The sequence below is a fragment of the Paenibacillus sp. FSL R7-0297 genome, assembly GCF_038009025.1.
Taxonomy (GTDB): domain Bacteria; phylum Bacillota; class Bacilli; order Paenibacillales; family Paenibacillaceae; genus Paenibacillus_AQ.
In genome coordinates this window covers 7,062,302-7,087,422 of sequence record NZ_JBBPAQ010000001.1, presented here as the reverse complement: position 1 = coordinate 7,087,422, position 25,121 = coordinate 7,062,302, and the positions used below count along the sequence as shown (strand labels likewise).

The following is a 25,121-nucleotide window of genomic DNA, read 5'->3' as shown; positions in this document are numbered from 1 at the left end:
GAATAATCGTAAATGATCTAAGAGTTATCCGCTTCGCTTAACCAGCTGCTGTACAAGTCATCCAGCTTCTGCTGTGCGGCATCCCGCGCCGTCATAAGCTCAGCCAGCTTCCCGGAATCGCTGGCAAACCGCGGGTTCAGCATCTCGCCGTCGATAACACTGAGCTGAGCCTCCGCAGCAGCAATGTCCTGCTCCCAGGAGACGGCCGGACGGGGCTTGCGGGAAGGAGCGGCGGATGCGGCACCACCGGCTGGATGGGGCTTAATGACGGCAGCAGCCGCACTCCCTGCTGCAGCTGCAGCTTGCCGTTCGGCAGCCGCGGCTTTCTCAGCCTGCTTCTCCTTGTAATATTCATAATTCCCGGAGAAGGATGAGAAACGCCCGCCATCAATATTCCATAGCTTTCCGAAGCAGCGGTTAATGAAATAACGGTCATGCGATACAGCCAGCACGGTCCCGGGGAACTCCTCCAGCGCCTCTTCCAGCGCTTCGCGGGAATCGATATCGAGATGGTTGGTCGGCTCATCAAGAATGAGCAGATTCGGACGGCGGTGCATCAGCACCGCGAAGCGCAGCCGTGTCCATTCTCCGCCGGAGAGATTGGTGATGTTCTTGAACACATCACTGCCGTAGAAGAGAAACCGGGCCAGCTGCCCGCGGGCCTCGCCTTCTTCAAGCCCTGCTTCCTCGCGGAAATAACGGAGTACGGACTGGCCGTTCTCCTCCGGTACAGCTTCCTGGGCCAGGTAGCCGACAACGGCTCTGGAAGCCAGCGTACAGCTGCCGCTGTCCGGGGCTTCCTGCCCGAGAAAAATCCGCAGCAGCGTACTTTTGCCTGCGCCGTTGCCGCCGATCAGTGCCGTAGTCTCTCCATATCTGAGAATGTCACTGGCTGCCGAGAAGAGCTTACGCTCTCCAAAGGCTTTGCTAATCTGGTCAAGGATTACGACCTGATTGCCGGTCCGGTCATCCTGCTCCAGCTGCAGATCCATGGACTTGCGCTCCAGAACCGGACGTTTGATTCTGACCATCCGGTCCAGCGCCTTCTGCATGGAAGCTGCGCGGCGGGGGAACGAAACGTTCTGCGGATTCAGCTTTCCCCATTCAATCAGCCGCTTGATGCTCTCCTGCATTTGCTTAATCTTCTTCTGCTGCTCCTGATAGTCAGCGAACTGCTGCAGGAGTCTGGCCTCCTTCTCGACCTGATAGCCGCTGTAATTCGTATGGAAGGTGAAGGCTTCCCCGTCTTCGATCTCAATAACCTTCTTAACGACGGCATCGAGGAAATAGCGGTCATGGGAAATGGCCAGCACAGTGCCGTCATAGCTCTGCAGGAACTGCTCCAGCCATTCGATAGCATCCATATCGAGGTGGTTGGTCGGCTCATCGAGCAGCAGAATATCGGGACGGCGCAGCAGCAGCTCAGCGAGGCCGACCTTGGTTTTCTCCCCGCCGGAGAGGGAAGAGAACCGGCGGTCATACTGGCCGGTTCCAATGCCAAGGCCAGTGGCAACACGGCTGATGGAGGATTCAATTTCATATCCGCCAGCGGCTTCGAATTTCTCCTGCAGGTTGCCGTATTCCTTAAGCAGCCGGTTCCAGGCCTGTTCATCGTCACTTGCACCGGAAGCGGACATTGTCTGCTCCAGCTCCCGCAGGCGGCGCTGCCACTGCAAGGGCTCCGCGAAGCTGCGCTGCAGAACCGCATATACGGTTTCATCGTCACTCACCTCCTGAATCTGCGCGAGCAGTCCGATGACGCTGCTCCGGCGGATGGAGATCTGTCCCTGATCGGGTCGTTCTTCCCCGCTCAGCAGATGGAAGAGGGTGGTCTTGCCGCAGCCGTTGCGGCCGATCAGGCCGATTTTTTCGCCTTGGCGGATATCGAAGGTGATGTTCTCCAGGACGAGCTGGGCACCGTGGTATTTTTGGACATTTTGGCATGAGATGATCATAGTTATTCTCCTTTTATAGGAACGCCCTGACTACAAAACAACATAAAAAGGCCGCAGGGAAATTTCCCCGCGGCCTGAGTATTCTCCGGTTTATGAGATCCGTTGAAGTGTAGGCGAGAAAGGCATTTCACAATGTTGTAGTGTTATTAAGTTCTTGTAAATGGACAGACCTCTCCCGTCCAGGGCATTTACATGAACGATGCCAGCCATAATATTAATCAGCCGGCTACTAACACTGTTGGTCCGATTGTGATCCATTCTCCTACACCTCCTTCTTCTAAATTTATAGTCATTTTAACCAATAAGCCGGGAATAAGCAAGAGGGAAATCCCCTTGCTCTGGTATAAATCCATAAATCTGCAAGTAGTATGGACTATGGCAGAGGAGGATTTGCTGCCAATCTATTACAGGAAAAGGGGATGACTATGGCGATTTTTAACGGATTGCTGGGCAATGCTTCCCAGGTCCCGCTGGAAGATGTGAAGCGGGAATATGCGCAGATTCTGGCTCCGCAGGAAACGATCGAACGCGCCTATAAGCTGATCCGGGATATGTTTATTTTTACAGACAAACGCCTGATCCTCGTAGATAAGCAGGGGATGACCGGCAAGAAAACGGAATATCACTCAATTCCCTACAAAAGCATCACCCATTACTCGGTGGAAACGGCCGGGCATTTCGATCTCGATGCGGAGCTGTGCCTCTATGTGTCCGGTGCGGCGGTGCCGCTGAAGAAAACCTTCAACAAGTCCGTCAATATCTATGAGGTGCAGGCGGTGCTGTCGCAATATATTCTGAAGTGAGCGTGGTCCCGGAGAAGGTTATTAGCCAGGGGGAACGTGATCGTCAGCTAGAACGTGTACTGCAGCACCAGCCCGCCATAGGCAAAAGCAGCGAGAATAACCAGCGCGGGGTGGAGTTTTAAGTGCTTCAGCGCCCAGAAGGCTATTGCGGCAATGATTAGGGTCTGCCAGATGCCGATGGAATCTGCCGGGCCTTTGGCCATTTTGAAGGTAAGCACAACCATCATAATTGCGATAACCGGCTGGACAAGCAGCGTCATGCCTTTGACGACAGGCGACTGCTTGTATTTCTGCATCACGTTCAGCAGGATGATCAGCGCGGCAGCGGAAGGGACAATCGTTGCCAGCAGTGCGGCGGCCAGTCCGGGCCAGCCGTAGACATCGTAGCCGACATAAACGGCGATTTTGGTGGCAATCGGTCCGGGCAGCGCATTGCCGAGTGCCAGCATATTGGAGAATTCCTCATCGGTCAGCCAGCCGTAATGCGGCACGATCTCTTCGTACATTAGCGGAATGGAGGAGGGGCCGCCGCCATAGCCTAGCAGATTAGCCATGAAAAACCCGTAGATCAGCTTGAGCCATTCCATTAGGCGGTCCCCCCTTTGTTCTGTTTCGCGAGTATCCGGTAATGGACCGTTCCATAACCGAGGTATAGCACGATGACTATGGCCGGATGCAGATGCAGCACTTCAAGCAGCACCAGGGCGAGCAGCAGGAAGCCAGCCCCGATCATTACACCAAGGCCCTTAAAAGCCTTACGGGCAAATTCATAAGCCATCATTCCCAGCATAACGGCAATCACAGGGGAAACCGCAGCGATCATTCCGGCTACAACCTTGGAACCGCTTAAGTAATTTACGGCGGATAACAACGCGATCATCGCAATTCCGCTGGGGAAAATATGTGCCAGCACGGAGAGGATGGCTCCCCGAATGCCTTTTAGCTTATAGCCGAGGTAAGCGGCCATTTTGGTAGCGATCGGACCCGGCAGCGCATTGGCAATAGCAAGCGTCTCACCGAACTCCTCATCGCTTAGCCAGCCATAGCGGGTTACGGCATCATGCCGGATCAGCGGGATGACGGACGGTCCGCCTCCATAGCCGAGGATGCCTGTTCTGGACATAGCCATAGCAATCTGGATGTATTCGTTACCGGTGGTTTTCATTAGAGGATAGGCCCCATTTCGTAAGTGGATTCCGCAGCGCGGAATGGTGCTTGGCCGCTTGATCAGCTTATTCTATACAATTCATATGCCCGGTTCTATATTACAGGCTCTTATAGACGTAAAGTTTGTGCATAGCTCACAAAAATAACAGTGTAAAACTACGGTTTCCCGGAACCGATTGACAAAGGTTTCGGGCGTACTGTTAAATGACACTAACTTGAACGACATCGGAATGGGAGATGGTCAGCTTGACGACAGGACCTGTAATCGGCACGAAAACGATGGTGGTCAGTCCCCATTATCTGGCATCCGCCGCCGGAGCACGGATGCTGGACAAAGGCGGCAACGCCTATGATGCGGCGGTTGCAGTCAGCGCCGCGCTGGCTGTAGTCTATCCGCATATGACCGGGCTCGGCGGCGACGCCTTCTGGCTGGCCTACAGCGCCGGTGAAGGGCGCATCCGGGCCTACAACGGCAGCGGACGATCCGGCTACGCCGTCCGCAGGGACTGTTACGCGGGGGAGAGGGCCATCCCGCAGCGGGGTGTGCGCAGCGCCATTACGGTACCGGGAATGGCGGACAGCTGGGAGGCCGTCCAGCGTGAGTATGGACGGCTGACTCTGGCTGAGGTGCTGGAGCCGGCAATCGGCTACTGCGCCGATGGATTTCCGCTGTCGCCGGACCAGCACGGGGGCAGCGTTCTGGCCGGAGCCGCGCTGTCTCCTGAGGCAGCGGCGATCTATCTTCCCGGCGGCCGGATTCCGGCGGCGGGCGGGAGGTTTGTGCAGCGGCAGCTGGCCGGGACGCTGCGGGCCTTGGCCGCCGGAGGCCGGGATGCTTTTTATAAGGGAAAGATCGCGGAGGAGATAAGTGAGTATATGCAGGCGTCGGGCGGATATCTCACCCGGGATGATTTCGCCGATCACCGGGGGAACTGGGAAGAGCCGCTGTCCACGGACTACCACGGGCACAAGGTCTATCAGGTTCCGCCCAACTCGCAGGGCTTCACAGCACTTATGGCACTCAATATACTGGAACGTTATAACTTTGCCGACATCGGGCATGGCTCGTATGAGTATTATCATCTGCTGGCGGAGGCGCTGAAGCTGAGCTTCCGCGACCGTGACCGGGTGCTGACCGACCCGGCCTTCAGCAGAATTCCGCTGGATCAGCTGCTGGATAAGCAGTATGCAGCGCAGCTGGCGGCATCCATCTCCCCGCGGCAGGCGTTGGCTATCGGCAGTGAGCCGGTCGGTCGGGATACGGCCTATGCTGCGGTCGTGGACGGGGAAGGCAACGCGGTTTCGTTCATCCAGAGCCTGTATTTCGAATTCGGCTCCGGGGTTGTGGCCGGAGATACGGGGATTCTGCTGCAGAACAGAGGCTCATTCTTCTCGCTTGATCCAGGTCATATTAATACGCTGGAGCCGCATAAGCGCACGTTCCATACACTGATGCCGGCAATGGCCTGCCGGGACGGCAAGCCCGCCTATCTCTATGGCACGCAGGGCGGCGAAGGTCAGCCGCAGACGCAGACGCTGCTGCTGACCCGGATGCTTCATTACGGCATGAACCCGCAGACGGCAGTGAATGCACCCCGCTTCGTCTGGGGCAGAACCTGGGGAGAGCCTACCCAGGAGCTGAAGATAGAGAACCGGGTAGCCGGACATGTACAGGCCGAATTGGCGGAGGCGGGTCATCTGGTCCGCGAGGTCGGGAGCTACGATGGGATCATGGGCCATGCCCACGCCATCTCAATTGACGGCAACGGCTACCGCAGCGGCGGTACGGACCCGCGTTGTGACGGAGCGGCCATCGGGTGGTAAGCATATGGGAAGCTGGCCAACACCGCTTCAAGGAAACAGAGGAAGCCCGGTCCGTCCGGGAAGAAAGGTGGGAACAGCATGGCTCTACATAATCATTACGGTGCGTTCAGAGATCCAGAGCTTGCGGTTCCCGGCAGCGGACACGGGACTCTGCATGGCTTAAGCTTCACCGTTAAAGATGTATTCGCGGTAGCCGGACACCGTTCATCCGCCGGCAACCCGGACTGGCTGCGCAGCCATGAGCCTGCGGCTGCCCACGCACCGGCAGTGAGCAGGCTGCTGCAAGCCGGAGCTGCGCTGCGCGGGGCAGCTCATACGGATGAGCTGATGTACAGCCTGGGCGGCGAGAACTATCACTACGGCACACCGGTGAATCCGCACGGGGAGGACCGGATTCCCGGCGGATCTTCCAGCGGCTCTGCGGTGGCGGTAGCTTCCGGCAGTGTGGACTTCGCCTTGGGCACGGACACCGGAGGATCAATCCGTGTCCCTTCGGCATATTGCGGGGTATACGGCTTTCGCCCTACCCATGGAGCAGTGGATATGGAAGGCGTGATTCCGCTGGCACCGGGTTTTGATACGGTGGGATGGATGGCGGGTAGCGCGGAGCTGCTGGTGAAAGCTGGTGAGGTGCTCTTGGGACAGCCCGTGAGGGTGACGGATCAGCCTGGTGAGATCCAAAAGGACAAGCAAACGGGTGCTCAAACCGGCAAGCAAACCAATGTGCACAGGCTGTCCCGGATGTTCATCCCGCCGGAATGCTGGTCATTAGCCGGTCAGGAGTACGGCCGCTATCTGAAGCTGGGGCTGAATAGGCTTCAGACAGGTTCCACATTGCAGACTGCCGAAATGGAGATTGCCCCGGAAGGCTTGAAGACATGGATGGATGTTTTCCGTGAACTGCAGGGTGCCGAGATCTGGGCAACGCATGGAGCGTGGATTGAGCAGGAGCGGCCGGTCTTCGGACCGGATATTGCCGCCCGGTTCACTTGGGCGGCGGGGCTGGCCGGAGCGGACCACAGCGGGGTCCGCTCCTTGCAGAGGGAGTTCACGGAGCGGCTGCGGGGGCTGCTCGGGAATGACGGCTGCCTCGTCATTCCGACCGTGCCCGGCCCGGCGCCGCTGCGTGGCGGAGATCCCGCGCAGTTGGAGCTGAACCGGAGCGGTGCCATGATGCTCAGCTGCATTGCCGGACTGGCCGGGCTGCCGCAGGTAACGCTGCCGGTGGCGGGACCCGGTGATCTGCCGCTTGGACTGTCCATTATTGGTGGGTATGGGCAGGACCTCCAACTCCTAGCATGGGTGCAGGAAGTATGGAAGCAGTGATACGCTGAGTACTGGGAAGAGAGTAAGAGAGTAAGAGAGTAAGAGAGTAAGAGAGTAAGAGAGTAAGAGAGTAAGAGAGTAAATGAGGAATAAGAAAAATGTGCTGACCATGTGTACGATACTTAAGCAAACGGGCAGCTGCAGAGTGAATCGGACTCAGAAGACCCTATTTTGCCCGAAAACCTGTTATTCTGCCGGTTGCGGACTCAGGAGCCGTTATCTTGTTCATTGAAGCCTGAAATGAGGGGAAATGAGCTTATTAACGGAATCTGAGTCCGCATAACCTGTTGAAAGGCTATAATTCGCCTCAATAAGGGCCCTCCAGTCCGGAACGCTTTACGGCTATCGGTTCATCCCTCTCCGGGGGGGCCAAACCGGTGCTTATTGCCGCCGGATCTGAAGGACGCCAGCTACTGCGCAGAGCAGCTGATTATCCCTCTTAACATCGCACTGCGCACAGCAGCTGATCATCCCTCTTAACATCGCACTTGCACACAGCAAGCCCTAGCTCTCCCGACGAGGAGAATCGGGGTTTTTTCTATTTTTTGCGTCAGATTAGAACCTGTGCTTGAGGATTTATTGAATTGACAATAAGGAAAGATTTAATTATCCTCCAGCAACCAATCGTTAAAATTCTGTGACATACGTAATATTACCTGACATTCTCAGTTTATATTTTCACTTTTCTCTTTCCATGAAGGGTCATTTTATCTATAATGTTACATAAAGTAACATAAAGAAGAACTAAAGAAGATGAACCTATAGAAGGAGGGATGGCATGCATCTTACGGTTGAAGAAGCGTTGTCCATTTATCCTTTATCTGAAGCAAAACTCATTGCAGGCTCCAAAGGGAAACACAGGATTGTCAAATCCATCAACGTGATGGATGCCCCGGATATCTCAGATTGGATCAAAGAAGGGGAAATGCTGCTGACTACCGCCTATCTGATCAAAGACAGTCTCGAGGATGCCTCGGCATTGCTGCAGACGCTGAACCGCCGCGGATCAGCGGGTCTTGGCATCAAGCTGGGCCGCTTCTGGGATGCGGTGCCGGAGAAGCTGATTGCCGAAGCGGAAACGCTGAATTTCCCGCTGATTGAGCTGCCGTTCCAGTTCACCTTCTCTGATCAGATGAACGGCTTGTTCCGCGCCGAACTCTCGCGCAGCACAAGTGTGCTGCAGGGCATTATGGAGAAGCAGCGCAAGCTCATGCGCTTCGCCCTGCGTTCCGGGCGCAGCCGTCCGCTGCTCGAATCGGTCTCTGAGGTTATCGGCTATCCGCTGGCGGTGATCAGCGTCCGGGGCGCTACGGTCTTCAATAACTCCGGTTATTCCGACAGCCAGCTGCTGGAGGGCTGGCCTTGGCAGAACCGGAATCAGCGCTTCCGCATGGGCGAATGCTCGGGATACCGGATTCCTCTGATGCAAGGCGAGAAATGCTCGGGTTATCTTCTGTACTGCAGGATTGATCCATTGCTGCTGCCGGTCGAGGAAAGCTTGTTTATCCAGGGTGCTGAACTTATTTCATATCATATCCATACCGGGTTTGAGGATTATTTCGAACATCCCGAGCACCGGGAATTCAGCGGGCTGCTGCGGCGTTGTCTGAACGGCGGGCTGTCGTGTGCCGAGCTGTCCCAGGCGGCGCTTAAGCTGGATGTATTGCTGCTGCAAGCCCCGTTCCAGTTTCTGCTTACCGATGTGGCTGCTGCCGGAGAAGCAAGGCAGGCGGAGCTGCTGCGGCTGAAGGAGGAGTATCTGGAGCATCCGGTGCTGCATGGGCTGCAGGCGGTTCATTTGATAATGGAAGAGGGATTGCTCTCCCTCTATCCGGCAGGACCGCTAGCTCCGGAGCAGTTCCGGGAGCTGATTAATGAATGTTTTCACAATCTGAAGTTTGATAAAGGTTATTATCCGCGGGCTGCCGTCAGCGGGGTGAAGGTGAAGCCGGAAGGGCTGAAGGAAGCTTTTGCCGAGATTAAGGAATGTATGGGGATGGTCCAGCAATGGGGGGCACATGGAAATGTGGTGCATTACCGGCAGCTTGAGCTCCATCTGTTGCTGAACCAGATCCCGGCGGAGACGATGGAGAGATACTGCAGCGGCAGTCTGCGCGGTCTGCTCAGCCGTGAACCGGAATACGTCAAGGAAATGCTCCATACGCTGGAGGTCTATCTGGATAATGACGGCCATGTGAATGAAACTGCGAAGAAGCTGTTTATTCACCGCAATACCGCCACTTACCGCATTGAGAAGCTTAGTGAGCTGCTCGATGTCGATTTCAAAAAAATCAATGATCTCATGAGGCTGAAGCTGGTATTCCTGTTCCGCAGAATGCTGGAACGTGAATAGCTGTAGTATGCCTCTGCAAATTAACGGAAGGAGTGGAGTGCACATGAGAGTAGCCGGAATCTATCTGGCGGCAAGCCGGAGCAAGGAAGCAGCAACCGGAAGTGGTTCTCTGAAGCAGCCGGGTGGAATAATGGCGGGAGCAGCCACGCTAAGTGAGCTGGAGCGGTGCGGTCTTGATCCGCTGATTGTGGTGGTCCGGGCAGATGATCCTCTGAAATGGATGCCTCCCGCCAGTTCCCGGAGCAGCAGGCGCACGGAGACCTGCCTGACGGCTCATTTAGGGCTGTCCTTCTCTCTCCGGTGCGGATTGAATGCCATATCATCTCTACAGCCTGATGCCGTTGTCATCGCTCTGGCGGATCAGCCGTTTATTCCTGCGGCGCTGGTGAACCGGCTGACGGATGCCTTTGAGCGGAATCCCGGTCTCGACTATGTGGCAAGCATAACTGAAGGCATGGTGAATCCCCCTGTGTTGTTCGCGAAATCTGTGTTTCCGGAGCTTCAGGCACTGGACAGTGATAGGGGGTTATCGGCTGTTTTTCATTCTCCAGGCTATAAGGGAATGATGCTGCAGAGTGATTCCGGCCGGGATTTCATGGATGCGGAGCTGCCGGTCAGCTTTGGGGAGATTCGCAGGGAATGGAGTGCGCCAAGGGACATCTGACAGAGAAATTGCTATTTTCCAAAATTATGTTAGGGAATATCACATATTTTAAGCATAATTCAAGGTACTCTAGTGCACAAAACACAAAAACGATAGCAATTCTTATAAAATGACACAAAGCTATGTTATATAAATTTACGTAACTGCCGTGTCTCAGTATAGTAGAGATACATTAATGGCTAGAGCCATTAGAAGAGATATCCTGGAGGAGGAGAATTATGAAAAGAAGGGGTCAGGGATTTAAATTCAGCCTGGTAACCATGTTCCTGTTAGCGGTGGTTCTGACGGGGTGCGGCAACAACAATACGGCATCGAACACGAACGCGGCGGCCACTGAGGCGCCTGCGGCAACGAATGCAGCAGCCACTGAGGCAGCAGCAACAACAGAGCCGGCAGCAGAGAAGCCGACGGTTGCTTTTGTCTACATCGGGCCTCCGGGTGACGGCGGGTATACGTATCAGCATGATCAAGGCCGTCTGTACATGGAGAAGGAACTGGGCATTAAAGCGGATTTCGTGGAAAATGTACCGGAAAGCGCCGATGCGGAACGCATCATTACAGAACTCGCCCAGAATCATGACATTGTCTTCACCACAAGCTTCGGATATATGGATTTCACCTTGAACGTAGCCGGTAAATTCCCTAATGTGAAGTTCCTTCATGCCTCCGGTTACAAAACAGCCGATAACATGGGGACTTATTTCGGCAAAAACTATCAGGCAAGTTATCTGTCCGGTATCGCGGCAGGCAAAATGACGACGAAGAATCATCTTGGTTATGTTGGAGCCTTCCCGATCAGCGAAGTTATTTATAACCTAAATGCTTTTACCCTGGGAGCACAAAGTGTAAACCCTGATGTCAAAGTGGATGTAGTATGGACCAACACCTGGTATGACCCTGCTACTGAACGTCAGGCGGCAATCAGCCTGCTGGATAAAGGTGCAGATGTTCTGCTGGCTTACCAGGATTCACCGGCTACGCTGCAGGCTGCTGCAGAACGCGGAGCTTTTGCCGGAGGAAATGACTCTGACATGAGCAAATATGCGCCGGACAACTATTTGACCAACCCTGTATGGAACTGGGGCCCTTATTACGTAAAAGCCGTTCAATCCGTTATGGATGGAACCTGGAAGAGCGAGCAATACTCCGGCGATATGGCTGATGGTATGGTTGAGCTTGCGCCGTTCGGCAACAAGGTTCCGGATGATGTGAAGCAACTGGTGGAAGAAGCCAAAGCCAAAATCATCAGCGGAGAGCTGGATGTATTCACCGGCCCGATCTCGGACAACCAAGGAAATGTAGTGGTTCAAGACGGCCAAAAGCTGACGCTTGAAGAAGTGCTTTCCATGAACTGGCTGGTTAAGGGTGTTGAAGGTACCATCCCGCAATAATGGCAGCTTTGAACTGAATACAGCACGGCCTTATGGGTGGGGCGGGTTCCGTATGTCGGAATCTTCCCCACCCGTACTACAACTATAAAGGAAAGGAGCTTCCCACAATGCAGGACCATTCAGTTGAAATGCGCGGGATAGTGAAAAAGTTCGGTTCTGTAACGGCCAGCGATCAAGTCGATTTTTCGGCAAATGCGGGTGAGATTCACGCGCTGCTTGGTGAGAACGGAGCAGGGAAAAGCACAGTCATGAGTATGCTGTCAGGTGTGTACAGGGCGGATGCGGGGGAGATCCTCATTCACGGCAAACCAGCCAAAATCCGTTCTCCGAAAGATGCGGCACTCCTCGGGGTAGGCATGGTATTTCAGAACTTCAGACTGGTGCAAAGTCTCACGGCAGCGGAGAACATCGTGCTTGGCGAAAAGTCGTCTTTCTGGCGTGGCAGCAAGTGGATCAAGCATAAACATGAAGAGATTGAGGCGCTCGGAGAACGGTTTGGACTTAAATTTCCGGTTGACCGGCCGATCTGGCAGTTGTCTGTCGGTGAACAGCAGCGTGTTGAAATTGTCAAAACCCTATACCGCGGTGCAGACATTATTATTCTCGATGAGCCGACCTCGGTGCTGACACCGGGAGAGGCGGAGCAGCTGTTTGAAACCCTCAAGGTGATGAAGCAGACGGGGAAGACGGTAATCATGACGACTCATAAAATGAAGGAAGTCATGGCTTCCTCAGACCGGATCTCGGTGATGCGCAAAGGGAAAATGATTGCCACTCTGGAGACGGCAAAGACGGATGAGCTGGAGCTGGCCCGGCTGATGGTGGGCAGAGAAGTGACGATCACCCGTCAGGAGCGCGAGGCTACTGCAGGTGAACCCCTGCTGGTTGTTAAGGAGCTGGATGTTGCTGCCGATCATGGACGCAAGGCACTCGATGCCTTGTCGCTCACCGTACGTGAAGGCGAGATCGTAGGGGTGGCCGGTGTCGCCGGCAACGGGCAGAAGGAGCTGGCCGAGGTGCTGACCGGGCTTAGAACGTGGAAGACCGGCGAGATTATTTTTGACGGCAGTCCTGTAAAAACAGCCTCGGTAAGAGGCGCCATCGACTCGGGAATCTCGCATGTGCCGGAGAACCGGATGAAGAGCGGTCTGGCCGGACGTCTCGGTTCGGTCGATAATCTGCTGTTCAAGTCTTACCGCAGTGAGGAGCATTCCAGATTCGGCTTCCTGAAGGCTGCGAAGAACCGTTCCTGGTCACAGGAGCTGGTCCGCCGCTTCAATGTGAAGACACCGGAGCTGGATACCCCGGTGCAGCAGATGTCGGGCGGCAATCAGCAGAAGCTGCTGTTCGCCCGCGAGGTCAGCCACCAGCCGAAGCTGATGGTTGCCGTTCATCCGACCCAGGGGCTGGATGTCGGCGCGACGGCTGGTGTCCACGAGCTGCTGATGGAGCTGCGGAGCTCCGGCAGCGGTGTACTGCTGATCTCTGAGGATCTCGATGAGCTGCTGCAATTGTCTGACCGCATTCTGGTCATATACAACGGTTCAATCATAGGGGAAAGCGATCATGAGCATGCGGACCGGGAACAAATCGGACTGATGATGGCCGGAATCCGGAACATGGAGGGGAGCGCCGTATGAGTCCGAATACTGGAAGCAATTCTACAGTGCTGGAGCCCTCACCGGGGAAAAGCGGGAAATGGTACTCCCTCAGACTTGAATACGATTCAAGCCGTACCCGTTCACCGTGGTGGACGCCTGTTCTGTCTGTTATTCTGGCGCTGCTGCTCTGTGCGGTGTTCATTGCCGCCAATGGCATGAGCCCGATTGTTGTATACGAAAAAATGTTCCGCGGAGCCTTCGGGACCTCCTACGGCTTCACAGAAACCATGGTAAAAGCCATTCCGCTATTGCTATGCGGACTTGGTATCGCGGTGGCTTACCGGATTTCCGTCTGGAACATCGGTGCGGAGGGCCAGCTGACTGTAGGGGCTATGGCGGCTACAGCGGTGACGATTTATTTCCCTGATCTGTCTTCGTTCTGGTCGATCACACTGATGCTGGTCTTCGGTACGGCGGCCGGGGCATTGTGGGGTCTGATGACCGCAGTTCCGCGGACGCATTTCGGTGTCAATGAGCTGATTACCTCGCTGATGCTGAACTACGTGGCTCTGCTGGCTCTGGACTATGTGGTCTTCGGACCGTGGAAGGACCCGAAGGGCTTCAACTTCCCGGGTTCACCTATGTTCACCGCTGCTCAGTCACTGCCTGTCCTGGGAAGCACACGGCTGCATATCGGGCTGATCTTCGGGCTGGTGGCCGTCCTTATCTATTATCTGATGATCAAATTCACCCGCTGGGGCTATGAGCTGCGCCTGATCGGTGCCAATCCTACAGCTGCCCGCTACGCGGGGATTCATATCAAGAAGCATATCATTATCGTCATGCTGATTAGCGGCGGCCTTGCCGGTATTGCCGGCATGGCTGAGGTCTCGGGGGTTACACATAAGCTGATGCAGGGGATATCACCCGGTTATGGCTATACGGCAATCATCGTGGCTTGGCTTGCCAAGCTGAACCCGCTGGGTCTTATTGTCACCTCCATTCTGTTCGGCGGACTGATCGTCGGCGGCTATAGTGTACAGACCATCGGACTGCCTTCGTCCATATCGGAAATGCTGCAGGGTGCGATCCTGTTCTTCCTGATTGCCGGCGACATGATTCACCGTTTCCGCATCCGCCGGAGCGCATAACAGCATTCGCTTAGAGAAGGGAGTTTACTCATGGATTTCACTACACAGTTATTAATAGCCGCCATATCCGCCGGAACACCGCTGCTGCTGGCTACACTGGGAGGCATTCTGACCGAACGGGCCGGCATCATTCAGCTCGGTGCGGAAGGGCTGATGCTGATGGGGGCGGTGACGACCTGTATCGTCTACATCCGCAGCGGGAACCTGATCCTTGCCCTGCTCGCGGCTGTAGCCATTACTGCGCTTCTGGGTATGGTGCATTCCTTCCTTACAGTTACCCTCCGGGCGAACCAGACCATGTCAGGGCTTGCCATGACGCTGTTCGGCAGCGGACTCAGCGCCTATCTAGGTAAGTCCATCAGCGGCATTCCGCTTCCAGGCACCTCACCCAAGCTGGATTTGGGGGCGCTGAAGTCGGTTCCGGTGATCGGGGATATTTTTGGCCGGATGGATTATCTGACCTGGTTCAGCCTGCTGCTCGTACTCGTGCTGCATTTGCTGATTCATCATACCTCCTGGGGCCTGCATCTGCGGGCAGTCGGAGACAATCCGGCTACTGCGGACGTCATGGGCATCCGTGTACAGCTGATCCGCTATAGCTACGTTACAGCCGGAGCTGCACTGATTGGTCTTGCCGGGGCAGATATGGTGCTGGCCTATGCACCGACCTGGAATGAAGGCCTTACGGCCGGCCGGGGCTGGATCGCCGTCGGTCTGGTGATTTTTGCCAGATGGAATCCGCTGCGTGCGCTCTTCTGCGCATACTTCTTCGGGGCACTCGATTCCCTGGGCTTCCGCATACAGCTGCTGGGCAGTGTGGTGCCGTCGTATTTCCTCAAAATGATTCCTTATGTCGTTACGATTCTCGTCCTGATGTATCTCGGATACCGCAACCGCAACAAGCCTTCCGGCACGCCGGAATCGCTGGGAACCCCTTATGTTCGTGAACAGCGGTTCTGAGTTGCTGAATGCTGCATAGAAGGTACAATATAAGATAGTAAGTATATGCGAACAGGAAGGAATATCACACGGATTTCAGAGTAATACCGGTATGGTCCATTTCATGCAGTTCGGACATCTTAAATCACTAAGAGATCGGCACTTCAGGTGCTGATGGCTAAGTAGATGGCTTGAATGCGGAAATGGGCTTTTTTTACCCTAAATAATGTTTGAATTTAAACTATGCAAATTAGATGGATGGAGGATGAGCCATTGAATACACCTGCGGATATTGTGACACTGGAACAGATCAACAGCATGGAACAACCGGAATTTGTAGAGAGCCTTGGTGGTATATTCGAACATTCGCCCTGGGTTGCGGAAGGCGCCTACAGTGAGCGTCCGTTTGAATCGGTGCAGCAGTTGCATGACACTATGGTGGAAACGGCACGGAAGGCGGATCGTAGCCAGGTACTTGCGCTGCTCCGAGCCCACCCTGATCTGGCAACAAGGCTGCAGGTCACTCCGCTATCGGCGGCAGAGCAGCAGGGGGCCGGGCTGGACCGGCTGACACCGGAGGAATTCAAGCAGCTTACGAAGCTGAATGCCGCCTATACTGATAAATTCCAGTTCCCGTTCATTCTGGCTGTGCGCGGCAAAAATAAAGATGACATCATTAAGGCCATCCGTGAGCGGGTGGACCGAAGCTTGCAGGAAGAATGGGATCAGGCGCTGCAGGAAATCGGCAAGATTACCCGTTTCCGGCTGGAGGATCTGCTGGCGGAGGAATAGGGTACAATGCAAGTGGCCTCATCCGATCCGCACATTACAGCATACTTGCTTCTAACAAATCAGCAGGAGGTATCGTTCATGACCGGAACCAGCGGCTTAATCCTTAGTATGGTGCGAAGAATGAACAAAAAAATAGGCAAAAAGTGCGGCAATCTGTGCGGGGGAAATAACCCAGAAATGCTTCTGCCGGAACCGGAAGTCCGCTGCATCAATAGATGCAGCAGGACTGGAGGGTACCTGTCATGAGCGGGCGGTTAACGACTCATGTGCTGGACCTGTCGCAAGGGAAGCCTGCAGCGGGCATGTCGCTACAGCTTTGGAGTTTCGGTGAGGGAATGCCCTCACTGTTATGCGAGGCTGTCACGAACAGTGACGGCAGGCTGGACGCTCCCCTGCTGGCAGGGGAAGCATTGCTGGCCGGAAGCTACGAGCTGCTCTTCATGGCTGGTGATTACTTCAGGGGTGCTCAGGCGGGTGCTGGCAGTGAACCGGCAAGCGGGACCGGCAGCATGTTTCTTGAGCATATCCCGATCCGCTTCAGCATTACGGACCCGGCAGAGCATTATCATGTGCCGCTGCTGGTTGCACCGGGAGGATACAGCACATACCGAGGCAGTTAAACGTACCTATACAAATACAAATACGAATACCATTACGAATACCACTAGACCGGAGGTGACCGTTACATGGAGGAATCCTATGAGCTTATTATCAGGAATGGGGATGTTGTACTCCCTGGAGAAGTCCGTAAGCTGGATATCGGTGTGAAGGACGGCAGAATCGCTGCCCTGGGCGAAGCGCTGCACGGCTCACCTGCCACTACAATAATTGATGCAGCAGGACAATATGTGCTCCCCGGCATGATTGATATGCATGTTCATTTCAATGAGCCGGCGTTCGGCCATTGGGAAGGCTTCCGCAGCGGATCGGCTTCCCTTGCTGCTGGAGGCTGTACCTGTTATGCGGATATGCCGCTGAATGGTAATCCGCCGACTGTAAATATAGAAGCACTCCGCTTGAAGACAGAAGCTGCAGCCGGGAATTCGGCGGTGGATTATGTGCTGTGGGGCGGACTCGTGCCCGGCAATCTGGAGGACCTGGAGGAGCTGGCGGCGGCAGGTGTTACCGGCTTCAAGGCGTTTATCTCGAATCCCGGCGGTGAAGGCGAAGGCCGGTTCCGCGAGGTGGATGACGACACCCTGTATCAGGGGATGGTCCGCATCGCCGCAATCGGCGGCATTCTCGCCCTGCATGCGGAGAGTGAAGAGATGACCTCGGCGCTCGGAGCAGCTGCACTCCGCGAGGGGCGGAGCACTGCGCGTGATTTCGCCGCTTCCCGCCCGCCCGAAGCAGAGCTTGAGGCTGTTGCACGGGCACTGCTATATAGTGAACGGACCGGCTGCCGGCTGCATTTCGTGCATATCAGCACCTCCGCAGCCTTGGAGCTGATTCACGAGGCGAAGAAGCGGGGGCTGGATGTTACAGCGGAGACCTGCCCTCATTATCTGATTCTGAACGAGGACAGCATGGAGGAGCTGGGGCCGCTGGCGAAATGTGCTCCGCCGCTGCGCAGCAGCGGGGAGCGGGAACGTCTGTGGGATGCGGTGGCTGCGGGCCTGGTGGATCTGATTGCTTCGGATCATTCCCCATGTCCGGCGGAATTGAAGCTGGCGCCCGGCTTGTCTTTTTTTGAAGCCTGGGGAGGAATATCAGGGGCGCAGAGCAGTCTGGAGCTGATGTTCCATGAGGGGGTGCGGGTGCGCGGCCTGCGGGTCACTCAGATTTCAGCGCTGTTGTCGGAGCTGCCTGCCCGGCGTTTCGGACTGGAGCAGCGCAAAGGCTCCATCGCTCCGGGGCTGGATGCCGATCTGGTGCTGCTTGATCCGAATGCGAATTATACCCTTCAGGCGGAGGATTTATATTACCGCCACAAGCATAGCCCTTATGCCGGTATGACCTTATCCTGCAAGGTAACGGCAACCCTCTCCCGCGGCAATGTGGTTTATACAGCCGGAGAAGGCATTGTTGCAGCGGATGGCGGTGAATGGCTGCGGATCTCCAGCCGCCGGCCGGCCCGATGAAGCTGCCGGTCCGGCATGTCCCGGCCGGAGAGATGCTGAAGCTGCTGGATGAACTCGCAGCCTTCAGTGCTCCCGGCCCGGGGGTTACCCGGCTGCTGTACACGCCGGAGTGGTACCGGGTTCAGCATTTTTTGCAAGAGAGAATGTCTGGACTCGGTCTTGAGGTCAGAACGGATGAGGTCGGAAATGTATACGGCAAGCTGGCCGGATCAGAGGTGGAAGATAAAGTCATCTTAACCGGCTCACATATCGATACGGTGGTGAGCGGCGGACGTTATGACGGTGCTTACGGAGTAGCTGCTGCTGTAACTGCACTGCATTATCTGCAGAGGACCTTCGGCCAGCCGCTGCGGTCGCTGGAGGTTGTGTCCTTTTGTGAAGAGGAGGGCAGCCGCTTTCCGTTAACGTTCTGGGGTTCGGGCAATGTTACAGGGCTGTATGACGGAAGTGAACGTGAGAGCTGTGCTGATGCCGAAGGGGTAACGCTCGCGGCAGCGATGGCTGCCTGCGGTCTGGGCGGCAGCCTTGAAGCCTCGGGAACCGGCTCGTATAATACTTCTGAGAGCGGAGACGCTGTCTTCGGACACAGTCCGGTCCGCAGTGATATTGCCGCCTACGTGGAGCTGCATATTGAACAGGGTATTATTCTGGAACGGTCATCCCGGGAGATCGGTGTGGTGCAGGCGATAGCCGGTCAGCAGAGATACAAGGTCAAGGTGTGCGGAACGGCCAATCATGCCGGAACAACGCCGATGGGGCTGAGGCAGGATGCGCTGGCAGGCAGCGCAGAAATGCTGCTGGCGCTGGAGCGTGCCGCTCTGGCGGAAGGAGATCCGCTGGTGGCTACATCGGGCAGGCTGGAAGTCTATCCGGGGACGCCGAATGTCATTCCGGGCGAAGTGCAGTTCACACTGGATATCCGGCATAGCGAAGCCTTGAGGCTGGAGCGCTTTTGCTCAGGAATTCTTGATGAATTCGCAGACATTGCCGGTAGGCGAGGCCTGATTCTGGAAGTGCTGCCTCAGTTGGCCACCACTCCTGCACCAATGGATGCCGGGTTGTGCACGCTGCTGGAACAAATCTGCCTGGAGCAGGGGCGATCGTACCGGAGCATGGTCAGCGGGGCAGGGCATGATGCCCAGCTGTTCGCGCCGCGCTGCCCGTCGGCAATGATATTCGTGCCCAGCCGGGGAGGGGTTAGCCATTCTCCTGATGAATATACGTCACCGGAAGAGCTGGCTGCGGGACTCGAAGTACTGACGGCAATCTTATATAAATTGGCTTATACAGAGAACTGAAGCTCAGGGGTTCATGAGAGGGTGCAATTCCGGAGATTCAGGAGATCCAGAGAGACAAGAGGGGGAGAGAGTGATGAAGCGCTACGAAGATTTATCGCCGTCCTTGCGGTGTATTATGACTCCGGGACCGGTAGAGGTTGATCCGCGTGTGCTGCGGGCCATGTCGTATCCGGTATTGGGTCAATTCGATCCCGAGTTTACAGATATTATGAACGAGACGATGGAGATGCTGCGGGAGCTGTTTGCCACAGGCAATAAGTGGGCCTATCCGGTGGACGGCACATCACGCTCCGGGATTGAAGCGGTAATGGTCAGTCTGATCGCTCCGGGAGACCGGGTGCTGATTCCGGTCTTCGGGCGGTTTGGCCATCTGCTGCATGAGATTGCCGAGCGCTGCGGTGCGGAGGTATTCATCATTGAGCAGACCTGGGGCAGCGTGTTTCCGCCGGAGGATGTGATCGCGGCCATACGCAGCTTTAAGCCGGATGTGGTGGCGATTGTCCACGGTGAGACCTCTACGGGACGTGTGCAGCCGCTGGCCGAGATCGGGCGGGCTTGCCGTGAGCAGGATGCCCTGCTGATTGTGGACGCGGTGGCGACCATTGGCGGGGTGCCTGTGGAGACGGATGCCTGGATGCTCGATGCCGTGGTCGGCGGAACGCAGAAGTGTCTGTCTGTCCCTTCGGGCATGTCCCCGGTCACCTATAACGAGCGTGCCGAAGCTAAACTGCTGAAGCGCAAACAGGTAGAGCGGGGCCTTAGAACCGGTGTCGATGAGGCAAGCGAGCTGCCGGTTGTCCGCAGTAACTACTTTGACCTCGGCATGCTGCAGGATTACTGGAGCCCCCAGCGGCTGAATCACCATACGGAGATGACCTCCATGCTGTACGCATTGCGTGAGGGACTGCGGCTGGTGCTGGAAGAAGGGCTGGAGGCCCGGCATGTCCGTCATAAGCATCATGAGCGAGCCCTGGTAGCCGGCCTGACCGCAATGGGGTTGGAGCTGTACGGTGATCCGGAGAGCAAGCTGACGGTAGTCACCTGTGTGCTGATTCCGGAGGGAGTGGACGGGGAGTCGGTGCGTTCCATGTTGCTGAACCATTTCGGGATAGAGATTGCCAGCTCGTTCGGTCCGTTAAAAGGAATGATCTGGCGCATCGGCACCATGGGCTTCAGCTGCCGGGAGAATAATGTGCTGCGTCTGCTTGGAGCAATGGAGGCGGCGCTTGTACGCCACGGATTCGCCGTTTCAGCCGGCCAGGGTGTCCAGGCGGCACTTGACGTATACGAGTCAAAAGTAAGATAATCATAAAAATGCGCTAAGTGGTGAAAGGTAAGCAGCACAAGTTACGCTCCGGAGCAGCCGGACGGCTTGTGTTTTGGGCTAAATACGCTGTATAAGCATCGTTAAGCTCCGCTTAGATAAGCAGTCATGTCTATTCTCCTGGCGATAGTTCAAACAACGGCTTGCGACCCGTGAGGGGCGTCAGGGCCGTTTTTGCTAAATAGAATATAGGAAACCAATAACAGGAAGGGAGTGTGTATTATGACTTATACAAGAAAACCACTTGCGGACTGCGTGCCTGGACTTGTGGCTACTGCCCGCGGCGACCAGCCGGCGACACTGGTGATTACTGGCGGCAAACTGGTCAATGTATGCTCCGGAGAGATTCTGGAGGGGATGTCTGTAGCAGTACAGGGCGGACGTATTGCCTACGTTGGCAAGGATGTCTCGCATACGATCGGTGAGGGGACACAGATCATTGATGCTGCAGGCAAATACATTGCCCCGGGTCTGCTTGACGGGCACTGTCACATCGAGAGTACACAGCTGACGGCGACTGAGTTTGCCCGTGCAGTGCTGCCTATGGGCACGACCGGCGGATTCTTTGATGCTCATGAGATCGCCAATGTATTCGGGCTGAAGGGCATTAAGCTGATGCTGGATGAGATGCGTGAAACTCCGCTGGCGGCTTATATGCAGGTTGCCTCCTGCGTACCTTCAGCAGGAGCGGAATTCGAAACAACCGGCGCATCGATCGGACCGGAGGAAGTAGCCGAGGCCTTTACCTGGGGCGAGGATGTCATTGCGCTGGGCGAAGTGATGAATTTCCCTGGCGTGGTGTACGGCGATGAGAAGATGCTTGGGGAAATTCAGGCGACTCTGCGCGCGGGACGTTATGTAGACGGTCATTTCACCTGGCCGGCGGATGACTGGAGACTTCCGGTTTATGCCGCCGCAGGTGTAACCGGCGATCATGAGTGTGTGACGGCGGAGGATGTAATCGAACGCGTACGTCTTGGGATGTATGCCAAAATGCGCCGCGGCTCCGCCTGGCATGATGTGGCGAAGACCATCACCGCGCACACCGAGCATGGGCTCGACCCGCGCCGGATGATGCTGGTGACCGACGACCGCAGCTCGGAGTCGCTGCGGGATGAAGGTCATATGGATTTTGTGGTGCGGCACGCCATCTCCCAGGGTCTTAAGCCGGTCACGGCTTTTCAAATGGCAACGATCAATACCGCCGAACGGTTCGGGGTAGCCCGTGATATCGGCTCAATTACGCCGGGCTCCTGTGCAGATATCATTCTGCTGGACGGAAATCTGGCTGATGTACACGTCGTGATGACGATTGCGGCTGGAGTTATCGTAGCAGAGAACGGGATCATGACGGCTGAGCTGAGTCCGTACACTTATCCGGATGAAGTGTTGGCCTCTGTACATCTGCCGCAGCCTCCGGTTCCGGAGGACTTCGTAATCCACGCGCCAATTGCTGAAGGTATTCTGGCCACACGGATCATCAAGGTGATCGAGAATCATGTGGAGACCGGGGAACTGATCATCAATCTGCCGGTCGCTGAATCCAAGCTGTTGGTCCAGGGGGGCTTGTGCAAAATCGCCGTCCTGGAGCGGCATAAGGGAACCGGCAACAAATCGGTTGGCGTGGTTGAGGGGATCGGCTTCCATGAGCCTGCTGCGATTGCCATGACTGTAGCCCATGACAGCCATAATGTGCTGGTCATCGGCAATGATGATAACCTCATGGCTAAAGCTGCGGGTGCAGTAGCTGAAGCTCAGGGCGGTGTTGCGGTTATTACCGCTTCCGGAACAACTCTGTTCCCGCTGGCAATTGCCGGACTGATGTCGGCAGAGCCGTTCGAGATTGCTGCAGCCCAGTCTGCGGCCATCAGTAAAGCGCTGTATGATGCAGGCTGCACATTGAATTATGCTTTTATGACCTTGTCGCTGCTTGCACTGGCGGTCATTCCGACGCTGCGGATTTCAGATAAAGGGCTGGTGCGGATTTCGCCGGAAGAGGGGATTCAGCTGGTTCCATTGTTTGTGAGCTAAATCTACGTTCAGAAGCCGGCAAAAGTCTTGCAGGATCATACAGACATCACCGAAACGGGATGCTGCCCGCTCATTATAGAGCCTGGGCAGCATCCCTTATTTGCATGTGATTTCTCTTGTCAGAATAGCCTTTACTGCTAAATTAATGACTTTAATCCGGTGCGGGGCATATAATTAACCATTTCAACACAATTAGAAACATATTTTTTTAAAATTTTAATGAAAAACATTAACAAATTGTGAGAAAAAGTCGATAATACTTTTAAATTAGTTAAAATTATTGTCGAATCGTGTATGTGCAGAAAAATACTGAAAGGCCAAATATAAGGAACGGGGTGTATGAGATGATGAGATTAGAAACACAGGACATCGTGAATATCACCAAGAAGCAAATTACCGGTATTTTTAAAATGGAGCCGGTGGAACTGAGATTTGTCAACGACTTTCAGGGTGAGCAGTATCTCTTGACCAATGATAAGCTGCATCTCAGCAACCAGCATTATTGGGCCAAAGTAATGGATTGTGTCTTCGACAGTCATGTCAGACCTGTATTGATGTGTGAGGTGCTATACTTCCTGCGGAATGAGTTTCTGGAGAGTGATATCAAGCTGATGTTTTCTTATGACTTTGCGGATGGGGCAGATGGGGCAGCGGTCGCTACTGCTGAAATCAGCTTCAATGATTCGCCGGAGCTGCAGCCGGGAGAGATTGCCGAATTGATTGATTTTGCGTTGACTTTGCAGGATAAACAGTGGTTCGAGGAACTGACTGCCAAATATAAACAGCTGACCGCTTGAATCTTATGCGGAAGGTAAGCTGCCTGAATACAATTCAAATAATAAAGCCGTCCGGGCCGCAGGGGAAGTCAGCCTGCCGATCAGGCGGCTTTTCGGTTGTATAGGAAATGATGATATTCGTCTGTCGGGGATAAAACCCGCATGATGCTTTGGATACGTTTCTTTGGGAGTTGGAGCAAATCCGCCTAAAGGACGAATTTGTCCTTGTATCAGGAATCCCGCTGAATCCGCCGAAAGCGGGCGGTAGGGGGGAAAAGGGATAAATGCCTCTGCTTCTACCGGAGGCTGCCAAAAGGAAGAAATGAGGGGCAATAGTGCCCCTGATTACACCGGGATGATGTCCAAGAGTTAGTCTGAATGGAGCAATGTGAAGTGGCCTATAATCTGCATAAGCTGCTCAGGCCGCATAAGCCCCGTCTTGATTCACCCGTTAGGGTAATTTTTTCTTTAAATATAGAAGGAATGTTTACGCCATACTTTATCCTTATATTTCCCGCTGAAACGGGAGTCGTCCCTTAAAGGACTGCATAGCCGCTTCCACTTAGGTACTGAACGTCTCCGGAGTGGACGATTCCACAGCTTCCACAGCTGGGAGCCAGCCCAACGCTGTGCCATTCACCATCCGGGCGAGGAAGTCTATCCATTCCGGATGGTCATTCAAGCAGGGGGCGACAGTTAAATTCTCAGCTGTTCCACCGCCTGAAGCGAACAGCTCCCGGCCTTCAACAGCCAGCTCATGCAGCGTTTCCAGGCAGTCGGTTACAAGCCCCGGCGAGAAAATCATAGGCCTCCGAATTCCGCGTCCGCTGAGCTCTTTGAGCGTATGGGCAGTAGAAGGGCCGACCCATTTCTCGGGTCCGAAGCGGGATTGGAAGGAAATCTGCCAGCGTTCCGGTGCCCAATTCATAGCCTCGGCAAGCAGACGGCCGGTCTGATGGCATTGCTGCGGATACGGGTCTCCAGTCTCCGCGTAACGGCGGGGTATTCCATGGAAGGACAGAATATAGTAATCTGGTTCTTCGTCCAGCTCGCCAAGCTTCCGGAGCAGCAGCGACTTCATCGCTGAGATATAGTCCGGTGCATCATAATAGGCTTCTATGAAACGCAGCGCCGGCACGAAACGCTTGGAGACCTGCCCTGAGCGGCTATCCCTTCCCAGTGCGGCGAAGCTTGCAGCTTCATAGACCGACGCAGTTGTGGTCGAGGAATACTGCGGGAACAGCGGCAGTACAAGGATCCGTGTAATACCTGCAGCTTCCAGCTTGCGGAAGGCTTGCGGCATGCTTGGCTCGCTATAGGCAAGTCCTAATTCAACCTGGTAGCGGCCGCCAAGCAGGGACTGCAGCGCAGTCTGCTGAGCCCTGGAGTGGACGAGCAGCGGGGAACCTTCCTTCATCCAGATCTCCTGATACAGCTTCGCAGACCGGCGCGGCCGGGTGCGCAGAATAATCCCGCGCAGCAGAGGCTGCCAGAGCAGCGGATGATAATCAATGATTCTGCGGTCAGACAGAAAGCGCTTAAGATATGGACGAACCGCCTTGGCGCTGGGGGCGTCAGGTGTTCCAATCTGAGCAAGAATAACTCCTATAGAAGGCTGATTCATGAGCAGTAGTGGCTCCTTTTC

20 protein-coding genes are annotated in these 25,121 nt (G+C 55.2%); 16 read left to right on the top strand and 4 right to left on the bottom strand.

Features of this window, described 5'->3' with window-relative positions; all coding sequences use genetic code 11:
- Nucleotides 1-17: 17 nt before the first annotated feature.
- Nucleotides 18-1,955: a ribosomal protection-like ABC-F family protein gene (gene abc-f / locus MKZ24_RS30640; protein WP_340789578.1), complete on the bottom strand. Its 1,938-nt coding sequence runs from the start codon at nucleotides 1,953-1,955 to the stop codon at nucleotides 18-20.
- A 425-nt stretch (nucleotides 1,956-2,380) separates the two neighbouring features.
- Between abc-f and MKZ24_RS30635 the strand changes: the two genes are divergently transcribed.
- Entirely contained in the window at nucleotides 2,381-2,758 is a 378-nt protein-coding gene (locus MKZ24_RS30635) for a PH domain-containing protein (protein WP_042241779.1), read from the top strand.
- Nucleotides 2,759-2,805: 47 nt separating this feature from the next.
- Here MKZ24_RS30635 and MKZ24_RS30630 read toward each other — a convergent pair whose 3' ends face one another.
- Together MKZ24_RS30630 and MKZ24_RS30625 are read right to left on the bottom strand one after the other, a co-directional pair.
- Nucleotides 2,806-3,345: a chromate transporter gene (locus tag MKZ24_RS30630; protein WP_340789576.1), complete on the bottom strand. Its 540-nt coding sequence runs from the start codon at nucleotides 3,343-3,345 to the stop codon at nucleotides 2,806-2,808.
- Nucleotides 3,345-3,923: a chromate transporter gene (locus tag MKZ24_RS30625; RefSeq protein WP_340789575.1), complete on the bottom strand. Its 579-nt coding sequence runs from the start codon at nucleotides 3,921-3,923 to the stop codon at nucleotides 3,345-3,347. Before MKZ24_RS30625 ends, MKZ24_RS30630 begins: the two co-directional genes overlap by 1 nt.
- A gap of 281 nt (nucleotides 3,924-4,204) precedes the next feature.
- Between MKZ24_RS30625 and ggt the strand changes: the two genes are divergently transcribed.
- From ggt to MKZ24_RS30550, 15 genes are all read left to right on the top strand, one after another.
- The gene (gene ggt, locus MKZ24_RS30620) at nucleotides 4,205-5,749 is read left to right on the top strand and encodes a gamma-glutamyltransferase (protein WP_340790250.1); all 1,545 of its coding nucleotides are present in this window, start codon (nucleotides 4,205-4,207) and stop codon (nucleotides 5,747-5,749) included.
- A 78-nt stretch (nucleotides 5,750-5,827) separates the two neighbouring features.
- A complete protein-coding gene (locus tag MKZ24_RS30615) occupies nucleotides 5,828-7,075 on the top strand; it encodes an amidase family protein (protein WP_340789574.1) in 1,248 nt (415 codons plus the stop codon).
- Nucleotides 7,076-7,853: 778 nt separating this feature from the next.
- Nucleotides 7,854-9,428 (top strand): PucR family transcriptional regulator, encoded by a 1,575-nt coding sequence (locus tag MKZ24_RS30610; RefSeq protein WP_340789572.1) that lies wholly within the window; start codon nucleotides 7,854-7,856, stop codon nucleotides 9,426-9,428.
- A 43-nt stretch (nucleotides 9,429-9,471) separates the two neighbouring features.
- Entirely contained in the window at nucleotides 9,472-10,092 is a 621-nt protein-coding gene (locus MKZ24_RS30605) for an NTP transferase domain-containing protein (RefSeq protein WP_340789570.1), read from the top strand.
- Nucleotides 10,093-10,310: 218 nt separating this feature from the next.
- Entirely contained in the window at nucleotides 10,311-11,483 is a 1,173-nt protein-coding gene (locus MKZ24_RS30600; protein WP_340789567.1) for a BMP family ABC transporter substrate-binding protein, read from the top strand.
- A gap of 107 nt (nucleotides 11,484-11,590) precedes the next feature.
- Nucleotides 11,591-13,123, top strand: coding sequence for an ABC transporter ATP-binding protein (locus MKZ24_RS30595; protein WP_340789566.1), 1,533 nt, complete (start codon nucleotides 11,591-11,593; stop codon nucleotides 13,121-13,123).
- Entirely contained in the window at nucleotides 13,120-14,235 is a 1,116-nt protein-coding gene (locus MKZ24_RS30590) for an ABC transporter permease (protein WP_156122992.1), read from the top strand. Before MKZ24_RS30595 ends, MKZ24_RS30590 begins: the two co-directional genes overlap by 4 nt.
- Nucleotides 14,236-14,265: 30 nt before the next feature.
- Nucleotides 14,266-15,195 carry an ABC transporter permease gene (locus MKZ24_RS30585; protein WP_039301426.1) on the top strand — a complete coding sequence of 310 codons (930 nt, stop codon included), beginning with the start codon at nucleotides 14,266-14,268 and terminating at the stop codon, nucleotides 15,193-15,195.
- 252 nt (nucleotides 15,196-15,447) lie between these two features.
- On the top strand, nucleotides 15,448-15,966 hold the full coding sequence (gene uraD, locus MKZ24_RS30580) for a 2-oxo-4-hydroxy-4-carboxy-5-ureidoimidazoline decarboxylase (protein ID WP_340789562.1): 519 nt from the start codon (nucleotides 15,448-15,450) through the stop codon (nucleotides 15,964-15,966).
- A gap of 242 nt (nucleotides 15,967-16,208) precedes the next feature.
- Nucleotides 16,209-16,586 (top strand): hydroxyisourate hydrolase, encoded by a 378-nt coding sequence (gene uraH / locus MKZ24_RS30575; RefSeq protein ID WP_042233444.1) that lies wholly within the window; start codon nucleotides 16,209-16,211, stop codon nucleotides 16,584-16,586.
- Between the two features lie 66 nt (nucleotides 16,587-16,652).
- On the top strand, nucleotides 16,653-18,047 hold the full coding sequence (locus MKZ24_RS30570; protein WP_042233446.1) for an allantoinase: 1,395 nt from the start codon (nucleotides 16,653-16,655) through the stop codon (nucleotides 18,045-18,047).
- A complete protein-coding gene (locus tag MKZ24_RS30565; protein ID WP_231637797.1) occupies nucleotides 18,011-19,345 on the top strand; it encodes a Zn-dependent hydrolase in 1,335 nt (444 codons plus the stop codon). The genes MKZ24_RS30570 and MKZ24_RS30565 overlap by 37 nt, the downstream gene beginning before the upstream one ends.
- A 73-nt stretch (nucleotides 19,346-19,418) precedes the next feature.
- Entirely contained in the window at nucleotides 19,419-20,651 is a 1,233-nt protein-coding gene (locus MKZ24_RS30560; RefSeq protein WP_042233447.1) for a pyridoxal-phosphate-dependent aminotransferase family protein, read from the top strand.
- A 240-nt stretch (nucleotides 20,652-20,891) separates the two neighbouring features.
- Nucleotides 20,892-22,700, top strand: coding sequence for an adenine deaminase (locus tag MKZ24_RS30555; RefSeq protein ID WP_042233449.1), 1,809 nt, complete (start codon nucleotides 20,892-20,894; stop codon nucleotides 22,698-22,700).
- A gap of 344 nt (nucleotides 22,701-23,044) precedes the next feature.
- Nucleotides 23,045-23,497, top strand: coding sequence for an IDEAL domain-containing protein (locus tag MKZ24_RS30550; RefSeq protein ID WP_039301415.1), 453 nt, complete (start codon nucleotides 23,045-23,047; stop codon nucleotides 23,495-23,497).
- 541 nt (nucleotides 23,498-24,038) lie between these two features.
- On the opposite strand, the gene hemH is transcribed toward MKZ24_RS30550, so the two are convergent.
- Nucleotides 24,039-25,100: a ferrochelatase gene (hemH, locus tag MKZ24_RS30545; protein ID WP_340789557.1), complete on the bottom strand. Its 1,062-nt coding sequence runs from the start codon at nucleotides 25,098-25,100 to the stop codon at nucleotides 24,039-24,041.
- Nucleotides 25,101-25,121 lie beyond the last annotated feature (21 nt).

Excerpts from the sequence above, each read along its gene's own strand:
- abc-f (WP_340789578.1), bottom strand. The coding sequence starts at position 1,955 with ATGATCATCTCATGCCAAAATGTCCAAAAATACCACGGTGCCCAGCTC.
- MKZ24_RS30635 (WP_042241779.1), top strand. The coding sequence starts at position 2,381 with ATGGCGATTTTTAACGGATTGCTGGGCAATGCTTCCCAGGTCCCGCTG.
- MKZ24_RS30630 (WP_340789576.1), bottom strand. The coding sequence starts at position 3,345 with ATGGAATGGCTCAAGCTGATCTACGGGTTTTTCATGGCTAATCTGCTA.
- MKZ24_RS30625 (WP_340789575.1), bottom strand. The coding sequence starts at position 3,923 with ATGAAAACCACCGGTAACGAATACATCCAGATTGCTATGGCTATGTCC.
- ggt (WP_340790250.1), top strand. The coding sequence starts at position 4,205 with ATGGTGGTCAGTCCCCATTATCTGGCATCCGCCGCCGGAGCACGGATG.
- MKZ24_RS30615 (WP_340789574.1), top strand. The coding sequence starts at position 5,828 with ATGGCTCTACATAATCATTACGGTGCGTTCAGAGATCCAGAGCTTGCG.
- MKZ24_RS30610 (WP_340789572.1), top strand. The coding sequence starts at position 7,854 with ATGCATCTTACGGTTGAAGAAGCGTTGTCCATTTATCCTTTATCTGAA.
- MKZ24_RS30605 (WP_340789570.1), top strand. The coding sequence starts at position 9,472 with ATGAGAGTAGCCGGAATCTATCTGGCGGCAAGCCGGAGCAAGGAAGCA.
- MKZ24_RS30600 (WP_340789567.1), top strand. The coding sequence starts at position 10,311 with ATGAAAAGAAGGGGTCAGGGATTTAAATTCAGCCTGGTAACCATGTTC.
- MKZ24_RS30595 (WP_340789566.1), top strand. The coding sequence starts at position 11,591 with ATGCAGGACCATTCAGTTGAAATGCGCGGGATAGTGAAAAAGTTCGGT.
- MKZ24_RS30590 (WP_156122992.1), top strand. The coding sequence starts at position 13,120 with ATGAGTCCGAATACTGGAAGCAATTCTACAGTGCTGGAGCCCTCACCG.
- MKZ24_RS30585 (WP_039301426.1), top strand. The coding sequence starts at position 14,266 with ATGGATTTCACTACACAGTTATTAATAGCCGCCATATCCGCCGGAACA.
- uraH (WP_042233444.1), top strand. The coding sequence starts at position 16,209 with ATGAGCGGGCGGTTAACGACTCATGTGCTGGACCTGTCGCAAGGGAAG.
- MKZ24_RS30570 (WP_042233446.1), top strand. The coding sequence starts at position 16,653 with ATGGAGGAATCCTATGAGCTTATTATCAGGAATGGGGATGTTGTACTC.
- MKZ24_RS30565 (WP_231637797.1), top strand. The coding sequence starts at position 18,011 with ATGGCTGCGGATCTCCAGCCGCCGGCCGGCCCGATGAAGCTGCCGGTC.
- MKZ24_RS30560 (WP_042233447.1), top strand. The coding sequence starts at position 19,419 with ATGAAGCGCTACGAAGATTTATCGCCGTCCTTGCGGTGTATTATGACT.
- MKZ24_RS30555 (WP_042233449.1), top strand. The coding sequence starts at position 20,892 with ATGACTTATACAAGAAAACCACTTGCGGACTGCGTGCCTGGACTTGTG.
- MKZ24_RS30550 (WP_039301415.1), top strand. The coding sequence starts at position 23,045 with ATGATGAGATTAGAAACACAGGACATCGTGAATATCACCAAGAAGCAA.
- hemH (WP_340789557.1), bottom strand. The coding sequence starts at position 25,100 with ATGAATCAGCCTTCTATAGGAGTTATTCTTGCTCAGATTGGAACACCT.